The following is a 17,366-nucleotide window of genomic DNA, read 5'->3' on the forward strand; positions in this document are numbered from 1 at the left end:
AGCGTACCTAAATCAAGGATTTGAATTCCAAAAAATGTCTTAACGTGGGTTTTATGTCATTTGGTTGGCGGGACCCCTCATAAAGCTTATTTTTAGTTTCATCCATTACGTCAAAAATAGTTAACTGTTCCATAATTAACAGCTCCTCATTGCGTAAATTTACTAAACTAACTTTAAGAACAAGGTTGTTTCATTATGTTTATTGGTATGCACATTAAACTGTTTTCCCGTAGCTTCTAATGCACTAAAAAGCATTCTTTTATATACTTGATCCATAAAATCTACACTGATTTGACCATGATTCATAATAAATTGAAGATCAGCCATCATCTTTTTAACTTTCCGTTCCATATAATAACCTCCTTAATGAAGTTATATAACTTATATAACTATTCTATTACTCATTTTCCTAGTTGTCAATATAAGTTATATAACTTATAATTATTTTTATAGAGGAGGTTGTAATATGGCTGTTAACAAAGACAAGTACACTCAAATTTTAGTTACTTTTACAAAAGAACAAGTAGAACAAATAGAAAATTATTGGCATGAAAATAAGCTTAAGAACCGAAACGAAGCAATTCGTGAGATCGTAGACAAAGGGTTAAGTCGTAAATAATGGCTTCCCTTTTTATTTTTCCTAAAAAACCTAAAAACGCATTTAAATTCCCTCTCTCCCTTTACATGCGCTTTTATAACGAATACGACTTATTATATTAACAACTCCTTCAAAGACCCATACAAGTAAATCTGAAGGTTCATTTTTTAGTTGAACTGATTTTTTTCATGCATTCTTTAAACAAATGAAAAAAGAGCCGGATTTTCATCACAGCTCATGTATTAATTGGTTCTGTATGTGTACATGTCGGATATTGTGAACAGCCAAAAAACTTATTTCCTGTTTTATTTGAATTACGAACGACTAAATCATGTTTACATGTTGGACATTTCCGTGCTGCAGGTGTTACCCCTTGATATACATCTTCAGCCGAATATTCGGGATTGATTTTATTAATCAATTTCTGAAGTTCTACACGATCTATTAGTTTTACATGACAAGCTTCCGCTAATTCTTTCGCTTGTCTTGTATATACACTGTTTGTTACAACCCAGCCCTCGTGTGCTTTGTAATAGGCTTGTGCTGCATATATCTCTTGTACGGCACTAATGCCGACTCTATTTTTCATCCCGTAGCGTTTTGCCTGGATTACAATACGATTTTTCCCCTTCAATACCAGATCCGCTCCGAAATCATTTGACTGCTTTGTGACTGTTGGAGAATAACCCAACTCTCGAAAGAGAGCTTTTAGGTATACTTCGAATTGATGTCCGTCCATTTTGTCTATATAACGAATACCAGACTTAGCCATTCGTTTTAATATTCTTCGCTCCTGGATCTTCCGGTACATGAATTTACAAATTCGAAAAAGAACATAAAGGATAAAACCATACATCAAAATTTGTAATATGTTTGGCATTTCTGGTAGATTAGACACTTCGCTCCACCTCTTTAATTGGTTTTATTTTCTTTGGTTGGGCTGTTTCTTTTGCCTGTTGCTCATTCACTTGTTTTTTCCGGACATCGTTCCAATCTTTTTCATTCGTTGGAATATCCTCTTTAAGATCGACAAAGCATTTCATTGTCTGAATGAAGTCTTTCCCAGCCTTATCATTATCAACTGCCATGATGACCTCTTTAATATCGTGCCCTTCTTTTTTCGCATCCATTAAAGATTGAATCACTGTTTTTGACTTCAATCCATGCATAGAAACCAGACGAGCGTTTTGGATATCATTTTGTTTAATGCTCCAATGAGATAACATGTCGATAGGATCTTCATAAAAATAAATCTTATCTGGTTTACCTACATCAACCGTAAAACCGGCATTGATTTTTTCATAATTCGGGACAATTTGCTTAAAGCTTCCTCTTTTATTCTCCATTTTGACCGTACCTTGACGGTTCATTCCAATGACTTGCCCTTTGCCTCCTTCTTCTCTCCATTTGAACACCACGTTATTTTTCTTATCCTGGGCGATGAGATCCTTTTTAATCAGCCAATTCACCAAGCGAGGATCTATTTTCCGTTCATGAATTAGATATTCTTTTATCTCTGTTTGCTTATTTACTTCCAAGTGTTTGGGATAACTAAATGGCTGCTGCTCTTTTTTACGTTCTTCTTCAGCTTTTGAACGATCAAACTCTTTGTAGTCCCCCTTCTGAATGTCCATCACAGCTTGTGGAAATGTCATGTCATAGTACATCATGGCAAAGCTAATCGCTCCATACCCTTTTTCTCCTCGACTATTCCAGGCGTATTGATTCCCTTTAATGATGAGACTATCATGTTCCGTATGACGATAATAATTTCCTTCTTTCTTAAACGTTTCTCCTTTTGCTTCCAGATATGAAATCAAGTCCACATTTCTTGCTTTCATCGCATCCTCCGCACTGACGTATGCCATTACGGAATCCCCCCTTTACTCTATAAAATGAAATAAAAAAGAGGACTATTCCGTTTCTTAGTCCTCTTTTGGTTTCTAATATAAAATTTAATAATCCTATTTTTTTTCGTTTAAATACTTTAAGTGGTCTATTTTATTAAATATTGTCCATGCATCATCACAATATTTTTTACCTGTATTATATGCCTCATCAACATTTGTAAAAACAGTTGCTTCCTCAATATTCCGAGTGAAATAAGGAATTCCTTCTGTATTTTCTTTAGCATCTTTATTAAAATAACCACAAAAATACATTCCAATTATGCATTGTTCTTTTACATTCTGTGCCATTGATACTACCTCCTAATTTATATTTTATTTACCGAATAAGAATTTAAGACGTTTTTCTTGTACACTGTATGATAAACGAGCATCAAATTTTTTCCCGTTTTTGTTCGAGATAAACCCTTTGATCTGATCCGTTACATTCTTTTCTAATAACTTTTTCACATGGTTACTACTTAAATTTTTACCAGAGAATGTACCAAAAATAATGAAGTCACAGCCTTTTTTGTATTTCTCACATAAGTAGTTACTTTTCCCTACAAGGACTCTACTCTTACACAGTGGACATTTACCAATGGTACGATCTTCAGTCGTTGGAAAACGGAATTTCAAACTTCCGTCCGCTTCCATATAGATAGCTGCTGTAAATTCTCCCTTTTCTCCTTGAAAGCCGTTGATAAAATCAGTTGTTTTATACTGAAGTAGCTTCTTCATTTGATTACCAGGGATTGCTTTCCCTTTCATTTTGGCTGGTAACATAAAATCACATCCGTTTTTATGCTCCGTGCATCCATAAAACGTTTTACGATGAAGCATATCCCCTTTTTTACATTTTGGACATTTACCAAATGACAGCTCCTCTTGTGTTGGGAACTGAAATTTAACTTTCCCTTCATGTAACACGAGATAAGCGGAAAACTCCTTCTCATTGGACTTAAATCCTTTTAAAAGATCTGTTTTCTTATCTTCAAACAGCTTTTTCGCTTGCGCTTCCGGAATCGCTTTTTCTTTAATTTTTTTCGGTAAGGAGATTTCACATTCCGGATAATTACTGCAACCATAGAAATTACCTTTATGAAGGATTTTTCCTTTTCTACAAGGGCATTTACACACCTCTATCTGCTGATTCCAGGTATTAATAATGCTATCCGACACCTTATCATCCATTGCGCCTAATTGTTCCACCGTATCTTTTACAAACGTATTTGTTTTTTTCACAAATTCTTCATAATTCATTTCGTTCTTTTCGATCATGTAAATCATCCCTTCCATTTCAGCCGTATAAGCTGGATTTTTAATTGTATCTACCGGAAAAGCATCTATAAACGCACGACCAATAGGTGTAGTTCGAATTTGATTATTGGTGACATCAATATAGCTACGATCTAACAGTTTCGGAATAAATGTTTCTTCCGTTGCGACTGTCCCAATCCGTTTTCCTTTCATGAGTTCCTTCAAATATTCATCATCTAATTTACGTCCTGCCGTTTCCATAAAGGTTAAAATGGAACTTTCCGTATGAAAGGCTGGTTTCTTTGTTCGAGACTCAATCAAGTCATACAGAACGATTCTGAAAGAATCTCCTTCTCGTAAAATAGGTATCTGAAATGCTTCAACTGATCCCTCTTCTATATCCTCTTGAAAAACACTTAGAAATCCTTTCTCTTGTAGGATCTTTTCTTTTGTACTGTATGTGTTGCCCTCTTGATCTATAAAATGTACTTCTCTTACCAGGTAGATTGCTGGTTTCATAAAATTCCCGATAAATCGTTTTACAATTAAGTCATATAACTGTTTTTCTAATGAATCTCGGTTGGTCCCGACATATAATTTTGTTGTTGGGATGATGGCAAAGTGACTACTGACTAATTCATCATTAAAAGTAGAATGTTTTTTCGTAATAGAAGATGGAGTTACTTGTTGTACAAGATTTGCATAGGTGCTTTTTTCTAATGCTGCCATTACTTCTTTCACTCGTTCCACTTGTTCTGTAGGTAAGTGCCTGGATGAAGAACGAGGATATGTGATAAAGCCTTCTTCATACAAACTCTGAATATGTTCTTTTGCTGTTTCCGCATTTATTTTCAATTTGGCGTGAGCATCTTTGTAGATGTCCGTTAAGTTATATAATAATTTTGGTTTCTTTTTTCTCGTACTTTCTTTAAATTCCGTTACGATTACATTCGTTTCTTTCAAGCTATCTCCAAGCTTTTGTAGTGGCGATGGATCTATCAGTTGATCTTCTGTTTTCATTACTGGTGATAAACCATTTTCGGTTAGTAGCTTCAAATTGTAATAGGTTTGTTCTTTATAATTTTGAATAGCGATTTCCCTCTGACGGATTTCATTCAAGATACACATTTGAACACGACCAGAAGCCAATAAGAATTGGTTTCTTGCTAGTTTGGATGTACAGCCCCTTGTAACATTAATTCCTAGAATGTAATCCAGGTATTGTCTTGCTTTAGCCGATTGTGCAAGTCCATCATAATCTGCTCTTGGTTCTAATCGGTTCAAGGCTCCCTCTAGTTCTGCGGATTCATAAGAAGAGATAAACAGACGTGATTCTCGCTTGTTCACACCTGCATATTCAACTATTTCACGATAGATAAGCTCACCTTCCTTATCCGCATCACAGGCGTTTGCCACATGATCTACATCGGGACGATTTAACAACTTAACCAATATTTCAATTTGTTCAAGACTATCCGATTTTTCTTTATATTCCGGCTCTAAAATAATTGGCAAGTGCTCAAATTTAAACTCTTTGTATCTCTCATCCATTTCCTCTGGATATTTTAGTTCTAATAAATGCCCTCGGCACCAACTAATAATGTAATTTTCATTTTCATAGTAGCCATAATATGGCTTACTCCCTGAATACCTTTGGGAGTTTCTAAATCTAGGTGATTTTAATAATTCAACAGCTACCTTCGACTTTTCAGCAATAAACAATGTTTTCCCCATACTTAATACCTCCTATTAATCTGCAATTTCAGTTTCACGCTTCCATTTCTTATTTCTCCGCTTTTTCATCATTCTGTGACCAAATAATAACAATGTGTTCAAAAAGACAGCTACAAGGAACATACAGCCCTCAAACAGCCATACATGCATGACATTCACTCCTTTCGTTCTAAAAACAAGAAAGAGGGATTTTTTTACCCTCTTTCATTTCTAGATATAAAAAAATCACTTCCTGTTTTCTCAATTGAGTAACAAAAAATGATTTAATCTGGTGTTCCTGTTATAAAATTTTTCATCGTTCCATTTCCATTGTTTCTTTTTTTCTACTCGATTTCTTTGTAGACTTCGACTGCTCTACATTACCAGGATCTATTTCCTTGTCTTTTTCTTTATCACTCGTTTTTTTTCCATTCAATGGCTGAAACTTTTTATCAAAATCCGTTTCTTTTGAAGTTGTAGACTGATTCACCGTTATTCCTTCTTTTCCAAGCTTCTCATCCACCTGATTTTCTAATTTTACTACGTGTTCCTGGCTTACCAGCTCATTATCAATCGAAACATATTTCGTTGTATAATACCGCTCTTCAGCTTTTACACGAGTGACAATACTATCAATATTATCTGGTGTTTCTTCATATTGTGAACGTCTGTATGCTTCAAATTTTCGGCTTAAGTCCTTATCTAATGTAGTTGATTCTTTTTCTTTTGAAGTTTGAATTTGTTGATCTAAAGAGACAATAGGTGCATATCCTTCTTTTTTCATTTCTTTATACAATTCCACTTCTTTTTCATTAAATGAGTAATCTTTTTGTGCTTCCGCTTTATCAACTAAGTGTCCATATCTTTCATCTTTTACGATTTCATCTAGACTCATATTTGCATCCTTTTCATAAAGCACAAATGACAAATTTCCTCTCCCGTCAAAGATAGAACTTTGAACCTTTTCATATAAATCTGGTTTCAAAATATTATCTAAGGGGTAATCTTCCCGTTTCCCATTCTTTCCCATGAGGAAAACAGATAAATCTTCCCGATTTGTTGAATCTTGATTCCATACAGACAAATAATCAATATCTTTTGTAACAGCATCCATCATGTGGATTCTTGCAACTTCTTCTTCATCGTGTATACCGTTTGCTAATACTTCAATTGTAACTAAGTGGTTAGGTGTCTCTTTTGATTTTTCTAATGGATTTTCTTGTACTTTTTCCATCGGTATTTCTTTGTTATTTCTATGATTCACTACCTCATCTCGTAACGCTTGTTTTACTTCATCTGATAAATGCCTTTTCTCGTTTAATACTTGTTCATACGGTGTCTTGTAGTCCCCATCCCCCATATTCATACGATCCATACTCACAAGCTCCATTCTCCCAAAATCCCTATCTACTTCTTTTGGAATGGCAATATGATAACGAGCTTGATCGTAAGGGATAGTTTGACCTCTTTCTTTAGCTTCTTCTCTTGCTTTTTCAATACTTGAAATGACTTCAGCCATTTTTTCATTAGCTTCTCCAAATGGGATTAGTTGATTACTCTTAAAATTTTCGTTGTCGCTCCATTGAACTAACATAGTAGGGCGATTAATTTCATCTTGATTTAGTGCTGCAAACTTTTCTTGATTCGCCTCGTTAAATGCTTCAATAAATTCTTTATCACTCAATTTTTCTGCACCTTCTACAGGCTCAAACGCTCGATTTTTATCTGCTTGTTCTCTTAAATGGTTAACAGAAACGAGTTCTTGTGTCGTGTTACTTAAACTCATGTATTCCACTAGTAAAATGTTTTTTTCACTTTCATTCTGTTCTCTATTTTCATTCTGCTTTTCATTTTCTTTTGTTTTAGCCGCTTCATATTTTTCTGTATGAAATAAAATAGCGTATCGATCATCTTGTTCTAACTCACTTAAAGGAATAAGCATATCTTCTTCACGTACAGTAAATGATTGACTTTCTTTTCCATCAAGAAGAGTATCTCTTACTTTTTCATAAACATCTCCTTTAAAAATATCTTCAATATTAGAGACGTCCCTTTCGCCATTATAAAATTCATCACGGTCTAATACGCCCGGATCATAAATTGCCATATGATATACTTCTTTGGTTTCTGCATCCACCATGTGTAATTTTGCAATCTCACCATCTTTTATATCCTTATCCAATATTTCAACTGTCACTACATGCTCTTTCCCGTTATCAGACACTTGTTTTGACATATTATCTACTCCCTTTTCATTCGTTTTTTCTTTTTCCTTTTCTAACGTATTTTCAATTGTTTCAATAAATTCAATCGAAGTTTCATGTACTTCTTTCAACAACTTGGTTTTATCTTTCATTTCTTTTCCTTGTGTCCAGCTCGCTAAATATCCTAACGAATATTCGCTTGTATCAATTCCAAAATAAGAAGAAACGGCATAAGCTGTCATTTCTGCTTGAAACTCTTTTTCTGGTGCTGTGTAGTTCATATGTGTCTCTGCTGTATGAAGTTTGGCATGCGCCAATTCGTGAAGAAGTGTTTTTACATTTTGTAATTCACTGTTCCGTGGATTCAAAGCAACCTCTTTTGTTAAGGTGTAACTAACCCCCTTTGCGACCCCAAGTTCTTGCTTCGGCTCAATAATTTTCACACCGTTTTTTTCCGCAATGGCTTCCATTCCCTTGTACAAACTTTTGTAATCTGTTACGCTCCCGTCTAGCCAACGATTCGGAAAAATACGAGGAAGATCTTCCGCTTTTGCGTTTGTTTGGGACACATCAAACACATGACCGACAGCAAAATATAAGCGACCAGGTTTCACTTCTACGCTTTTAGATTCAATTTGTTTTTTCTCTTGCTCACTCGCCTTTGTAACGGATTTCCATGTCCCATCTTTGTCTTTAAATTTTGCTACAGTTCGGTTTGGAACTAGAATTTTAATTCCTTTCTCACCCTTCTTAACCGGAAATCCTTTTTCTTTCCAAAAAGAAAAGGAACCAACTGCACTGGCTCCCTGGAATTGACTCTGTATTAATGAAATATTAGATGGTGAATAATGATAAAACTTTGCCATAAACGTTAAGTACTCTTTTAAATCTCCTGGTGTACGGAAATAGCCTTCAATGTTTTTTTCCATTCCTTTTGTTAGTGCTTGAACTTCTTCTTTTTTCTGTTCTACAGATTTTACTGGATATTTTCTTTTAAAAGCCATGATTCAAGAACTCCTTCATTACGTAATTAATGTTTTATTAGTTCATCAAAAGTTACATTCCAATTGTCAGTAAACCCTAAAAATATCTCGTAACCTATAGGTATGCCTTTTTCACTTACTTCTATATAAACTCCATCTTCATATTCGTCTTGAACATTAATTTCTTTTTTCAAAAGATCGATGCCCTTCCACCCATATATTTTTGCGAAAGTTAATGCCAATTGAATTATTTCTATTTCTTGCTCTGCCGGTGCTACCATTTCTAACTGAAAGGAAGAATGTGTCCATTTCTTTTCACCATCTTTATATGGGATTTCTTTGAAATGTGGGTACTTATTTTTGGTAAATAAATTTAGTTCATCATGTTCTTTTCCAGCCTCTGTTGATTCAGTATCCCTTGCGATTAAATATAAATTTTTCAATGCTAATCCCTCCTTTTTTAAATAAAAAAACTAGATAACTTTTTGCCATCTAGTTTCAATACAGTAACTTAATGTTTTACTTTCCTTTAGATGCTTCCAATAATTCTTCCATATCTTCTTCATTCCATCTCTCAGCTGTATCAAAGAAAAGCTCATGAGTTTTTACATTAACCGGAACTAACATATTCTCTTGATTCATAACATGAACTGCAAGTTCTTCCTCTTGTTCTCGTGTAATTTTGATTGTTAGTTCTTCCTCTTTTACAAGTAAAACAAGTTCACCTTCCCCAACCTCTTTAATGACTCCTAATGCAATATCCTCATGAAATAATAACATCCTAATAACCTCCTGTTTTTTGATAAAAAGAAACAATGTAGCTTACGTTACATTGTTCTTTGCTGCTTCATGATCTAAACGTTTTTGTCTTGCATTACTAATCCGTTCCGCAACGACTTCTTTTGCTATCTTCACACTTCCCATCTCTTGTTTATCAGTCGTAATAAGGCTATCTACGCCCTCTAAAAAGAAATAACCATTTAATAACTCAATTAAAATTTGCGTATTTCTATCCGCACTATTTGCGCCAAGACGGATTTTTGTAAGTTCACTTTTCAACACATCGTGTAAGTTTTTGGATACAATTTCAGAAATATAATTCAATGACCATTCTGAACTTTTTGATGCTTGATGCTCCATACAAATTTTCGATATGGCATCACCAGGATGAGTAATATTATTTTCATCCATGTAGTCTTGAATGTATTGATGAATATTTTCATTCAACGATAACTTCATTCGTATTTTTTTATTCTCCATGATCTAACCCCTCTCATTTTCATATGCATTTTCCCTTTGCATACGTTCATAGTACTTTTGGTTCTTCCAACTCTCATATTCACTTTTAAAAGCACCTTCCACTTTTCTCATAGAGTACTGAATAGATACATTCTGTTGAAATTTCCGAAACGTATTTGATTTTTTCATGTGATGGATTCTCTTTTGTTCTTTATCGTATGCCTTCATTTCTTGTAAAAAGGCGTTCCCCATTCTTTTATATAAGTCATTGATTTTATTCGTTTTATAATTTTCATATTGCTTCTTATCATATTTCCCTTCCCCATATGCTTCTTTAAAAACTTGCACTTCTTTATCTAATTTTTTGAGAAATTGTTCGTAATCTTTTTTATGATGATGTTGAATATAACGCCTGCTTAATTCATCAATTTCTGGTTTTAATGGTTGAATTGTATTGAAGCTATATTGCCACTGTCTTTTATCACTTGGTAACTGTTTATAGATTCGTAAAAACAATGGTTTCAAATGTTGATTACGCCAATTAAAAACAGAGTCTTCTTTCTTACTTCCTACCATATTATTTCGAATTAAATCATTAATTTTTTTTTGCTCCTGCTTACGATCTAATAAATTATTCACAACTTTTCCCTTCATCGCATCTAATGTTTTTGGTTTTCTTTTGCCACGTTCTCTCGTTGGAAATGGTTCAACAGTTGCGATATGGATATGAATATTATCCGTATTAAAATGAATAGCTGCTGACCAAATAGAGCTATTTTCCAACCCTTCTCTTTTTTGCATTTCCTTCATCATAAGCCTTGTTACATCCATTAACTTTTTCTCATCCAACGTTTTTGTTTTCTCATCGTAGATGCCTTGTTTCTCTAACCAGGGATTATGAAAAGAAATGACATCTTGCCACATGATACTTCCATTCTCATGAGCGGTTTTGAACATTTCCTTTAAGGACTTTTTTTCACTTTCTGTTAAACGATTTGCGTGTTCCGTAAATAGTGCCGATGTCTTTTCTGAATTCCCCATATAGTCTTGATATGTTTCGAACATTTTCGGATTCAACTTCACTTCACTTTTCGCTTCCTCCCGATCTACATAATCAACATAGTTCTGAAAGGCTTTCGAACTTGGTAAAACAAATTTCGTTTTTAAAACCACACCTGGTGTTACGGAAGACTGAACAGGAACGGAACTACTCATTTTCAACATCCTGCATCATCATTTGAATAAACTCATTCATTTTTTCCATTGCACTATAACAATCACTCATCATATGGATGTTCTTTTCAATGAGATTTTCTAATTCCATTTCCCTTTTATTTTGTTGCTGAAAGAATGCCAACATTTCAATTTGAGCTTTCAAAAACTTTTGCCTGGATAATCCTTTCTTTTTTGCAATTTCATCTATTTTCTTGATGGCAATTGGATCTACATCTCTTATTTTTAGATTCACAATTTCCGCTCCTTTCCGCAATTTTGGGTAGAGATCAAAAAATAGCGAGAAGAGCATAAGGGGTTTCTGCCCCCACCGAAGGTGTGGGGCTAGGCGGAGCCTAGCGAAACGGTGGGGGCAAGAAAAGAAGTTGAATGTCCCCATTACGTCCCTATTCTTATTATTAATGTCTCCACCACGTCCCGTTATTTTTTCTAAATGTCCCTCTCATGTCCCCTCTTTTTACCTCAATGTCTCCCTCGTGTCCCTATATCTTTTTTCACTTTTTATTAATTTCTTGTGCCTTTTGCTCTAATTTTTTGATCTTATCTCGTGCAATTTTTTGTTCTCCTTTAAACAATTCCACGTTCTTTTCTGATGATTTTATTTTAGATTCTAAGGATGCTATTTTTGATTGTGTTTCCGTTTTTTCTGCTTCAGTTTGGTATTTCATTTCATCCTTTAATTCTTTTACTTTTTCATAAACTGTCTTCGCATTTTCTTCTTCCAGTTTGATTGCTTTCCCATAATTTTCGATTTTTGTTTCGATATCTTTTTTGTCTCTTTCTATAAAATCCAACTCATATGTTTTTTTATCTTCAGCTAACAATTCATCATTTGCCTTTGTTTTTCTTTGATCGGTGAAAATCGTCTGAACTAATTTATTCGGACTTTTTGTTGATGCATTTTCTTCTTCATATTCGTTAACATCTTGTGTGAATTTTCGAATATCCATTTGTTCTTTTTCACCGTTTTTATTGTAAATATCGAAAGCTAACGCTCCCCAATTCGGAGATAAATCTTTTACTTCTACTACGTATTTCCCGTTCTCTTCATACAATACTTTGATAGGTAACTGAACACCTGGATTTGCTTTTTGCTGTGCCTTAAATGTATATCCTGTTTCCTCATATCCTTCTAATCGAAAGTGAATTTGTATAAAGTTTTTGTGTGGATTGTATTCCCTTTTTTCTACAATCAATTTCCCCATCCCCGACAACTTAATTACTTTATTTGTTTCTGTATGGAATAGTTTTTCATCGTTTGGCATGTAAATTTTAGATGTCAAGAAAGCGAAAAAACCCAAAAATAAAAAGCTGATAATTGTTAGGTAGATCCACGACTTATTTTTTCTTAGATTGATTCTTTCACTCTTCTTACCAATTGCACCTATCACACTCTCACCCCACCTTTTTCGTTATAAAACTTTCATATTTAACTCTTCCACACTTGTAACTCGCCATGTTTCTTTTTCTTTTTTCATGATGATTCGTAACACATTGTTCACTTTTTCTTCTCGGTTTTGCGTTGAATCTGTCGTGACATTTATAAATTCAGCTAACACATTTACCTCCTCTTTATCGGCTTCGTTTTCTTGTAAATAAAACTTCATTTCTATTGGTTTCGTTTTATACGTATCCCCTAATTCGTATTTATCAGTTGGATAGAATTGTTGTAATAGTTCTTCACTCATAATGGATTTTGCTTTTTCTTTTCGCTCACTATAGCCTTCTTTTTCTCGATGAAATGATAATTGGATAAATGTTTCGGCTGTCGATAAATACTCCCTTCTTTGTTGTTCTTGTGCGGAAGGAAGCACCTTATCCAGTCGTTTTTTTAAGTCTTCATTTTGTTTTGTTAGCAATTCATTTGAAAGTTTTAACTGTTTTTCTTTGCCATCACTCATTGTTTTTTTACTCAAATAGATATTAAAAGCTGTCACACCTACAACTAAAACGACAAACACAATAAACAAAAATTTTCGTTTATCTTTCATTCTTTTAGCCCCCTATTCCTTCGGTTTTTAGAACCTTCTTACATGACCAGAAAAGACCTTTTTCCAATATGGGTTATTTAAATCTTCTATTGAGACACCTTTATTTGTTTGACAACCAATAAAAGTATTTTTATCTATAACTAGACCAACATGTCCGTCACTTTTATAAGTATCAAAAAATATTACATCACCAGCTTTCATATCATTTGGCGATATCTTTTGACCGATTTTATTAAGTGATTCTGTATTAACATCTGTTACAGGCCCTAGATCTCTTCCTACTTGCTTAAATGCCCAATGTACAAAACTTGAGCAATCAAATATATTCCTATCAATCTCACTTTGCTTTCGTCCTCCACCGAAAACATAAGTACTTTTTCCTATCAATGGACGACCAACATCTACAACTTTTACACCGCTACTTCCTCCGCTTCCGGAGTTGCCTCCACCACCAGAAACAACAGAACCCGGCTGATAATATTTCAAAACCGCATCAACGTACAAGATATCCCCATAACACGCTTGAAACGGAACAGCTTCGGGTCTTAGGCAATGATACATTCCTGTGTGAGCTACTTTTTTGTATTGCTCCTGTGAGAATTTTATGGCTAATTCCTTTGTATATTTGCCCCCATTGGAGTTAATAAAATCAAAGAATCCAGTTCCAAAATTGTACGCCTGAAGGGCTGTTTTGATATGATCCATGTCACCAGGACTTGTTACACCAGCTCTTTCTATCGCATGTTTAAACTCCTGTACGCCAGCCCAGATACTGTAATCTGGATCTGTAATACAATTAGGTTTTTTACAATATTTCGTATTAAATGCACCCTCGGAACTCTGCATCGGATCGCTACCACGCCCTCCGCTTTCTTGCATCATTTGAGCAAGCATTAAAGCAACAAACGGTTCCACTCCAAACTCTTTCGCATATTTCCGAATAGTTGGTTCCCATTTCAAAACTTCGGGCGAAACATTCATGACTTGCCCTTCACCTGTATAGGTAATATCACCTGTGTTTGTTCCACTATCACTTCCCATTGCTGCAATAAAAATACTTACAACTCCAAGTAAAAGAAAAGAAAAAAGACCCATCACAATTAACGCTAAAGTGATGAGCCATTTCTTTGGTATGATTTTTAAAACTAGATGCATGGAATTAAGCACCTCCCCCAAATAACATCAATTCTTCGTCCGTTACTTCTACATGAAAATGAATGTTTTTTACAGCCCCAATACTTAAAATGACATCCCCTGTTGGCAAATGTGGAATCTCTGCAATTTCACTTTCACTTAACTGTCCTGCAAATACTTTTCGTAACATATCTAAACTGTTATTATCTTGTTGCATGATAAATTTGTATTGTGTAAGTTCAAATAGCTTTTTAATTTCATCAATCATTTCTTGTGAAGAACCTTCTGGTACAAAATCTCGAATTGTATGACTTGCATATAAAAGACCTGCAAAATATTTTCGATCTTCACGACTAAGTTTTGTTAAAAATTGTAGTGCATGGGCACTTTCTTTTTTCGTGTTAATGATATGGTGCGCCTCGTCAATAATAATGAAATAACGAATTACATCTTCAAAAGCAAGTTGCTTTTTGTTAAATGCTTTTAATTGAGGCGCACCATTTGAAATCATTTCATTCCAAAGGTGATTTAACACATTAAAGATTTGTGCCTGGAATACCTCTGGTTTAAAACTGGATATATTCCGTAAAGAAAAAGATACAACCTGTTCTTTCTTGAAATCTTCAATGGTAGTAATCCCATCAAATAATTCTGCATATGCTTCTACTAAATTTACAAGATTTAATTCAATCAACTCTAAACGATGTTTTCTACTTTCTCCTAAATTCTCATGGTGTTTTCTCTTTTCTACATCCTCATATAATTCATCACGAACAAAAGATAAAAAGTTTGAGAAAATGGGATACTCCTCCGGTGTTCTTGTTGTAATTTCATTTTTCGCTCCTTTTTCATCATTCCATAATCCCATACGAATATATAGTTTACGAAGTAAATTTTCATATTCTTTAATTTCATCATCTTTTGCTTCTGGTGCAATGAATCGATAAATAATTGTTAGTTTAGATAAATGCTGGGTAAAACTAACTTCCTCACTTTCTGCTGTCTTATATACTTGAAGTGGGTTAATCTGACCTTGTGATCCATCTAACGCAATTGTCTTCCCACCTAACTCTTCTACTGTATCTGTAAACTCTTCTACCACATCAAATATCCGAACAAAATGCCCCTTACTTGCATAATCCACACTTTTCTTTTTTAACAATGTTGATTTCCCCGCACCAGACTTTCCAATCATTACACCGTTATAACTCTTTCTTTGATTGTCTTTATGGAAGATATCAAAAATAACATTTCCTTTTGTTTTCGTTGTTCCATAATACGTGCCGTATGGATCGTGCAAATAGGAATAATGAAACGGACACCCACCAGCCAAACTGACTGCCGGAATTTCTTTCCCTTTTCTTCGGTTCACATAATTTTTTTGTGTATCAAAGCTCGTTACGAGTGCATCCCATTCATACTCTTGTTCATTTAAAAAGACAGCTCCTCGAAAGTTATAAGATTCTAATGTTTCCAGGATCTCTTTCACTTGTTTTTCTAGCTCATCTATTGTTCTAGCGGAAACATAAATACGAATATGAATACGTTTCATGACCTCACCCTGTTTCAAATCCGTATAAAGAGCTTCCAGTTCTAAAAATTCATTTTTCGCATCGATCCGATCTATATTATCCTTTGCTGTATCATGCCGAACACTTTGTTCACTCATGGATTTATTAATCGATTCAACAACTTCATTTCGATTATCACTCATGACATCTAATGTTGTGATCACATTTGGCATATTCATAATTTGCTCTAACCAAAAATCATTTACCTCTGTTGGATAATCATAGACATGAATGCAAGTACCTAATCCATCACCTGTTTGAAAATAACTTTCTTTAAAACTAATTCCCCCTTGTGGCTGAACTCTAGCCACTAAATAAGGGTTGTAACCTTTCTTCTTTTTTAGTTCTTCTTGTTTTTCTTTTTTAGATTTTTTACTCTTGAACGCAAACATATTGTTGCCCCCTTACTACCATATATTTTTCGTTCCTAATTTTGCATTTTGATTGAACAATTTAAACATAAGCTCTAACTTTTTCTCTTCATCCACCTCTAACAGCTCGGTAGAGCGCTTGATATATCGCTTTGCTGCATCTACACGTTCTTTTACGATCAATTCCGTTTCTCCGTAAATAAATAAGAAGGCTTCCCGATTTGTCCTGCCCCATTCTAAAAACTGTAATTCTTTTAACTTTTGATTTAAAATTCGTTCATACAAAGGACTGGTACATTCTTTAATTTTCTTCTCAATATATCGTTGTTGCTCGGTTGTTTGACATGGGAAGTTTAAAAAAACGAGTTTAATGGATTGTTTGTAGGCTTGATAAAAATACGCATGTGAGAAGATAACAAATGCTTGTTCATCACTATTCTTAGAGAACATATCATCACCTTCCACTTGAAGAATTTCTAAAAACTCCTCATTTTTCAGTTCAAATATGCCATCCTCCGTCATATCTACAATTTGCATAATTTCCGCAATACTTTTCTTTACCTTTGGTGGCGCTTCTTTCTTTTTTCTAGATAAAAAACCTAACAGTTTTGTATTTTTCTTTTTCGAAAGGTCTTTCTTTGGCTTTTCTTTCTTCTGTTTTTTTACTTTTGTTTCTACCTTTGGTTTTTCTTCTTTCTTTTTGTTGGGTACCACCTTCACAATTTCTTTTGGTTCAGAAAGTGATTCTTTTACATTTTTTTCGTTAAATCGAAATGCATTTTTCTTCGGTCTTTCTAGTTGTTTTGGCTCTTCTTTATCTACATCTTTTTCGCTGAATAACGCCATATGTGATCCCTCCCTTATTGATCGTTATCAATGGCGCAATATGCACCTTTCCTTCTTAGCAATGTAATAATCAATACTTGATACATTCGTTTTTGAGGATTCGTACTTGGTCGCCAAATCATGATAATTGCAATAGCTACCATGAAAAGAATAAATGGTAACTGAAAAGACTCATGTACAAAGTTCCTAAGAATCATCGTTACAACTAATAAACCAATTAATAAAAAGAAATCTATTAAATAAAGCACTTTATTAATCCGTAATTCTGTACTGATTTCCTTCGGAATCCGATAGCTTCTCATCGGGATTCCCTCCTTTTCGACAATAAAAAATAAGC

19 protein-coding genes are annotated in these 17,366 nt (G+C 34.3%); 1 reads left to right on the forward strand and 18 read right to left on the reverse strand.

The window, feature by feature from the left end; translation table 11 throughout:
• Positions 1 to 162 precede the first annotated feature (162 nt).
• Positions 163 to 351, reverse strand: coding sequence for a hypothetical protein (locus PDQ68_RS23010; protein ID WP_270694733.1), 189 nt, complete (start codon positions 349 to 351; stop codon positions 163 to 165).
• Positions 352 to 466: 115 nt separating this feature from the next.
• Here PDQ68_RS23010 and PDQ68_RS23015 point away from each other — a divergent pair, with 115 nt between their 5' ends.
• Positions 467 to 619 carry a ribbon-helix-helix domain-containing protein gene (locus PDQ68_RS23015; protein WP_176281442.1) on the forward strand — a complete coding sequence of 51 codons (153 nt, stop codon included), beginning with the start codon at positions 467 to 469 and terminating at the stop codon, positions 617 to 619.
• 214 nt (positions 620 to 833) lie between these two features.
• Here PDQ68_RS23015 and PDQ68_RS23020 read toward each other — a convergent pair whose 3' ends face one another.
• The 17 genes from PDQ68_RS23020 to PDQ68_RS23100 form a co-directional block, all read right to left on the reverse strand.
• On the reverse strand, positions 834 to 1,496 hold the full coding sequence (locus PDQ68_RS23020; RefSeq protein WP_270694734.1) for a restriction endonuclease: 663 nt from the start codon (positions 1,494 to 1,496) through the stop codon (positions 834 to 836).
• The gene (locus PDQ68_RS23025; RefSeq protein ID WP_270694735.1) at positions 1,489 to 2,466 is read right to left on the reverse strand and encodes a DUF3991 and TOPRIM domain-containing protein; all 978 of its coding nucleotides are present in this window, start codon (positions 2,464 to 2,466) and stop codon (positions 1,489 to 1,491) included. Before PDQ68_RS23025 ends, PDQ68_RS23020 begins: the two co-directional genes overlap by 8 nt.
• 96 nt (positions 2,467 to 2,562) lie before the next feature.
• Positions 2,563 to 2,796 carry a hypothetical protein gene (locus tag PDQ68_RS23030; RefSeq protein WP_270694736.1) on the reverse strand — a complete coding sequence of 78 codons (234 nt, stop codon included), beginning with the start codon at positions 2,794 to 2,796 and terminating at the stop codon, positions 2,563 to 2,565.
• A gap of 24 nt (positions 2,797 to 2,820) precedes the next feature.
• Positions 2,821 to 5,478, reverse strand: coding sequence for a type IA DNA topoisomerase (locus PDQ68_RS23035; protein ID WP_270694737.1), 2,658 nt, complete (start codon positions 5,476 to 5,478; stop codon positions 2,821 to 2,823).
• A 15-nt stretch (positions 5,479 to 5,493) separates the two neighbouring features.
• The gene (locus PDQ68_RS23040; RefSeq protein WP_270694738.1) at positions 5,494 to 5,628 is read right to left on the reverse strand and encodes a hypothetical protein; all 135 of its coding nucleotides are present in this window, start codon (positions 5,626 to 5,628) and stop codon (positions 5,494 to 5,496) included.
• A gap of 142 nt (positions 5,629 to 5,770) precedes the next feature.
• The gene (locus PDQ68_RS23045; protein WP_270786971.1) at positions 5,771 to 8,665 is read right to left on the reverse strand and encodes an LPD25 domain-containing protein; all 2,895 of its coding nucleotides are present in this window, start codon (positions 8,663 to 8,665) and stop codon (positions 5,771 to 5,773) included.
• A gap of 26 nt (positions 8,666 to 8,691) precedes the next feature.
• Positions 8,692 to 9,087 carry a hypothetical protein gene (locus tag PDQ68_RS23050; protein ID WP_270786972.1) on the reverse strand — a complete coding sequence of 132 codons (396 nt, stop codon included), beginning with the start codon at positions 9,085 to 9,087 and terminating at the stop codon, positions 8,692 to 8,694.
• A 76-nt stretch (positions 9,088 to 9,163) separates the two neighbouring features.
• Positions 9,164 to 9,424: a hypothetical protein gene (locus PDQ68_RS23055; protein WP_095691640.1), complete on the reverse strand. Its 261-nt coding sequence runs from the start codon at positions 9,422 to 9,424 to the stop codon at positions 9,164 to 9,166.
• A gap of 42 nt (positions 9,425 to 9,466) precedes the next feature.
• A complete protein-coding gene (locus PDQ68_RS23060; protein WP_057526745.1) occupies positions 9,467 to 9,904 on the reverse strand; it encodes a hypothetical protein in 438 nt (145 codons plus the stop codon).
• Positions 9,905 to 9,907: 3 nt separating this feature from the next.
• Entirely contained in the window at positions 9,908 to 11,098 is a 1,191-nt protein-coding gene (mobP2, locus tag PDQ68_RS23065; RefSeq protein WP_057526748.1) for a MobP2 family relaxase, read from the reverse strand.
• On the reverse strand, positions 11,091 to 11,351 hold the full coding sequence (locus tag PDQ68_RS23070; RefSeq protein WP_057525854.1) for a hypothetical protein: 261 nt from the start codon (positions 11,349 to 11,351) through the stop codon (positions 11,091 to 11,093). The genes mobP2 and PDQ68_RS23070 overlap by 8 nt, the downstream gene beginning before the upstream one ends.
• A gap of 259 nt (positions 11,352 to 11,610) precedes the next feature.
• The gene (locus PDQ68_RS23075; protein ID WP_057525852.1) at positions 11,611 to 12,507 is read right to left on the reverse strand and encodes a hypothetical protein; all 897 of its coding nucleotides are present in this window, start codon (positions 12,505 to 12,507) and stop codon (positions 11,611 to 11,613) included.
• Positions 12,508 to 12,528: 21 nt separating this feature from the next.
• Entirely contained in the window at positions 12,529 to 13,107 is a 579-nt protein-coding gene (locus PDQ68_RS23080) for a hypothetical protein (RefSeq protein WP_057526746.1), read from the reverse strand.
• A 27-nt stretch (positions 13,108 to 13,134) separates the two neighbouring features.
• Positions 13,135 to 14,262 (reverse strand): bifunctional lytic transglycosylase/C40 family peptidase, encoded by a 1,128-nt coding sequence (locus PDQ68_RS23085; RefSeq protein ID WP_057526747.1) that lies wholly within the window; start codon positions 14,260 to 14,262, stop codon positions 13,135 to 13,137.
• A 4-nt stretch (positions 14,263 to 14,266) separates the two neighbouring features.
• Positions 14,267 to 16,204 carry a VirB4 family type IV secretion system protein gene (locus tag PDQ68_RS23090; RefSeq protein ID WP_270786973.1) on the reverse strand — a complete coding sequence of 646 codons (1,938 nt, stop codon included), beginning with the start codon at positions 16,202 to 16,204 and terminating at the stop codon, positions 14,267 to 14,269.
• 15 nt (positions 16,205 to 16,219) lie between these two features.
• A complete protein-coding gene (locus tag PDQ68_RS23095) occupies positions 16,220 to 17,029 on the reverse strand; it encodes a hypothetical protein (protein ID WP_057526735.1) in 810 nt (269 codons plus the stop codon).
• Between the two features lie 14 nt (positions 17,030 to 17,043).
• Positions 17,044 to 17,331, reverse strand: coding sequence for a DUF5592 family protein (locus PDQ68_RS23100; protein ID WP_057525858.1), 288 nt, complete (start codon positions 17,329 to 17,331; stop codon positions 17,044 to 17,046).
• Positions 17,332 to 17,366 lie beyond the last annotated feature (35 nt).

The organism is Bacillus cereus group sp. Bc010 (genome assembly GCF_027716745.1).
Lineage (GTDB): Bacteria > Bacillota > Bacilli > Bacillales > Bacillaceae_G > Bacillus_A > Bacillus_A pacificus.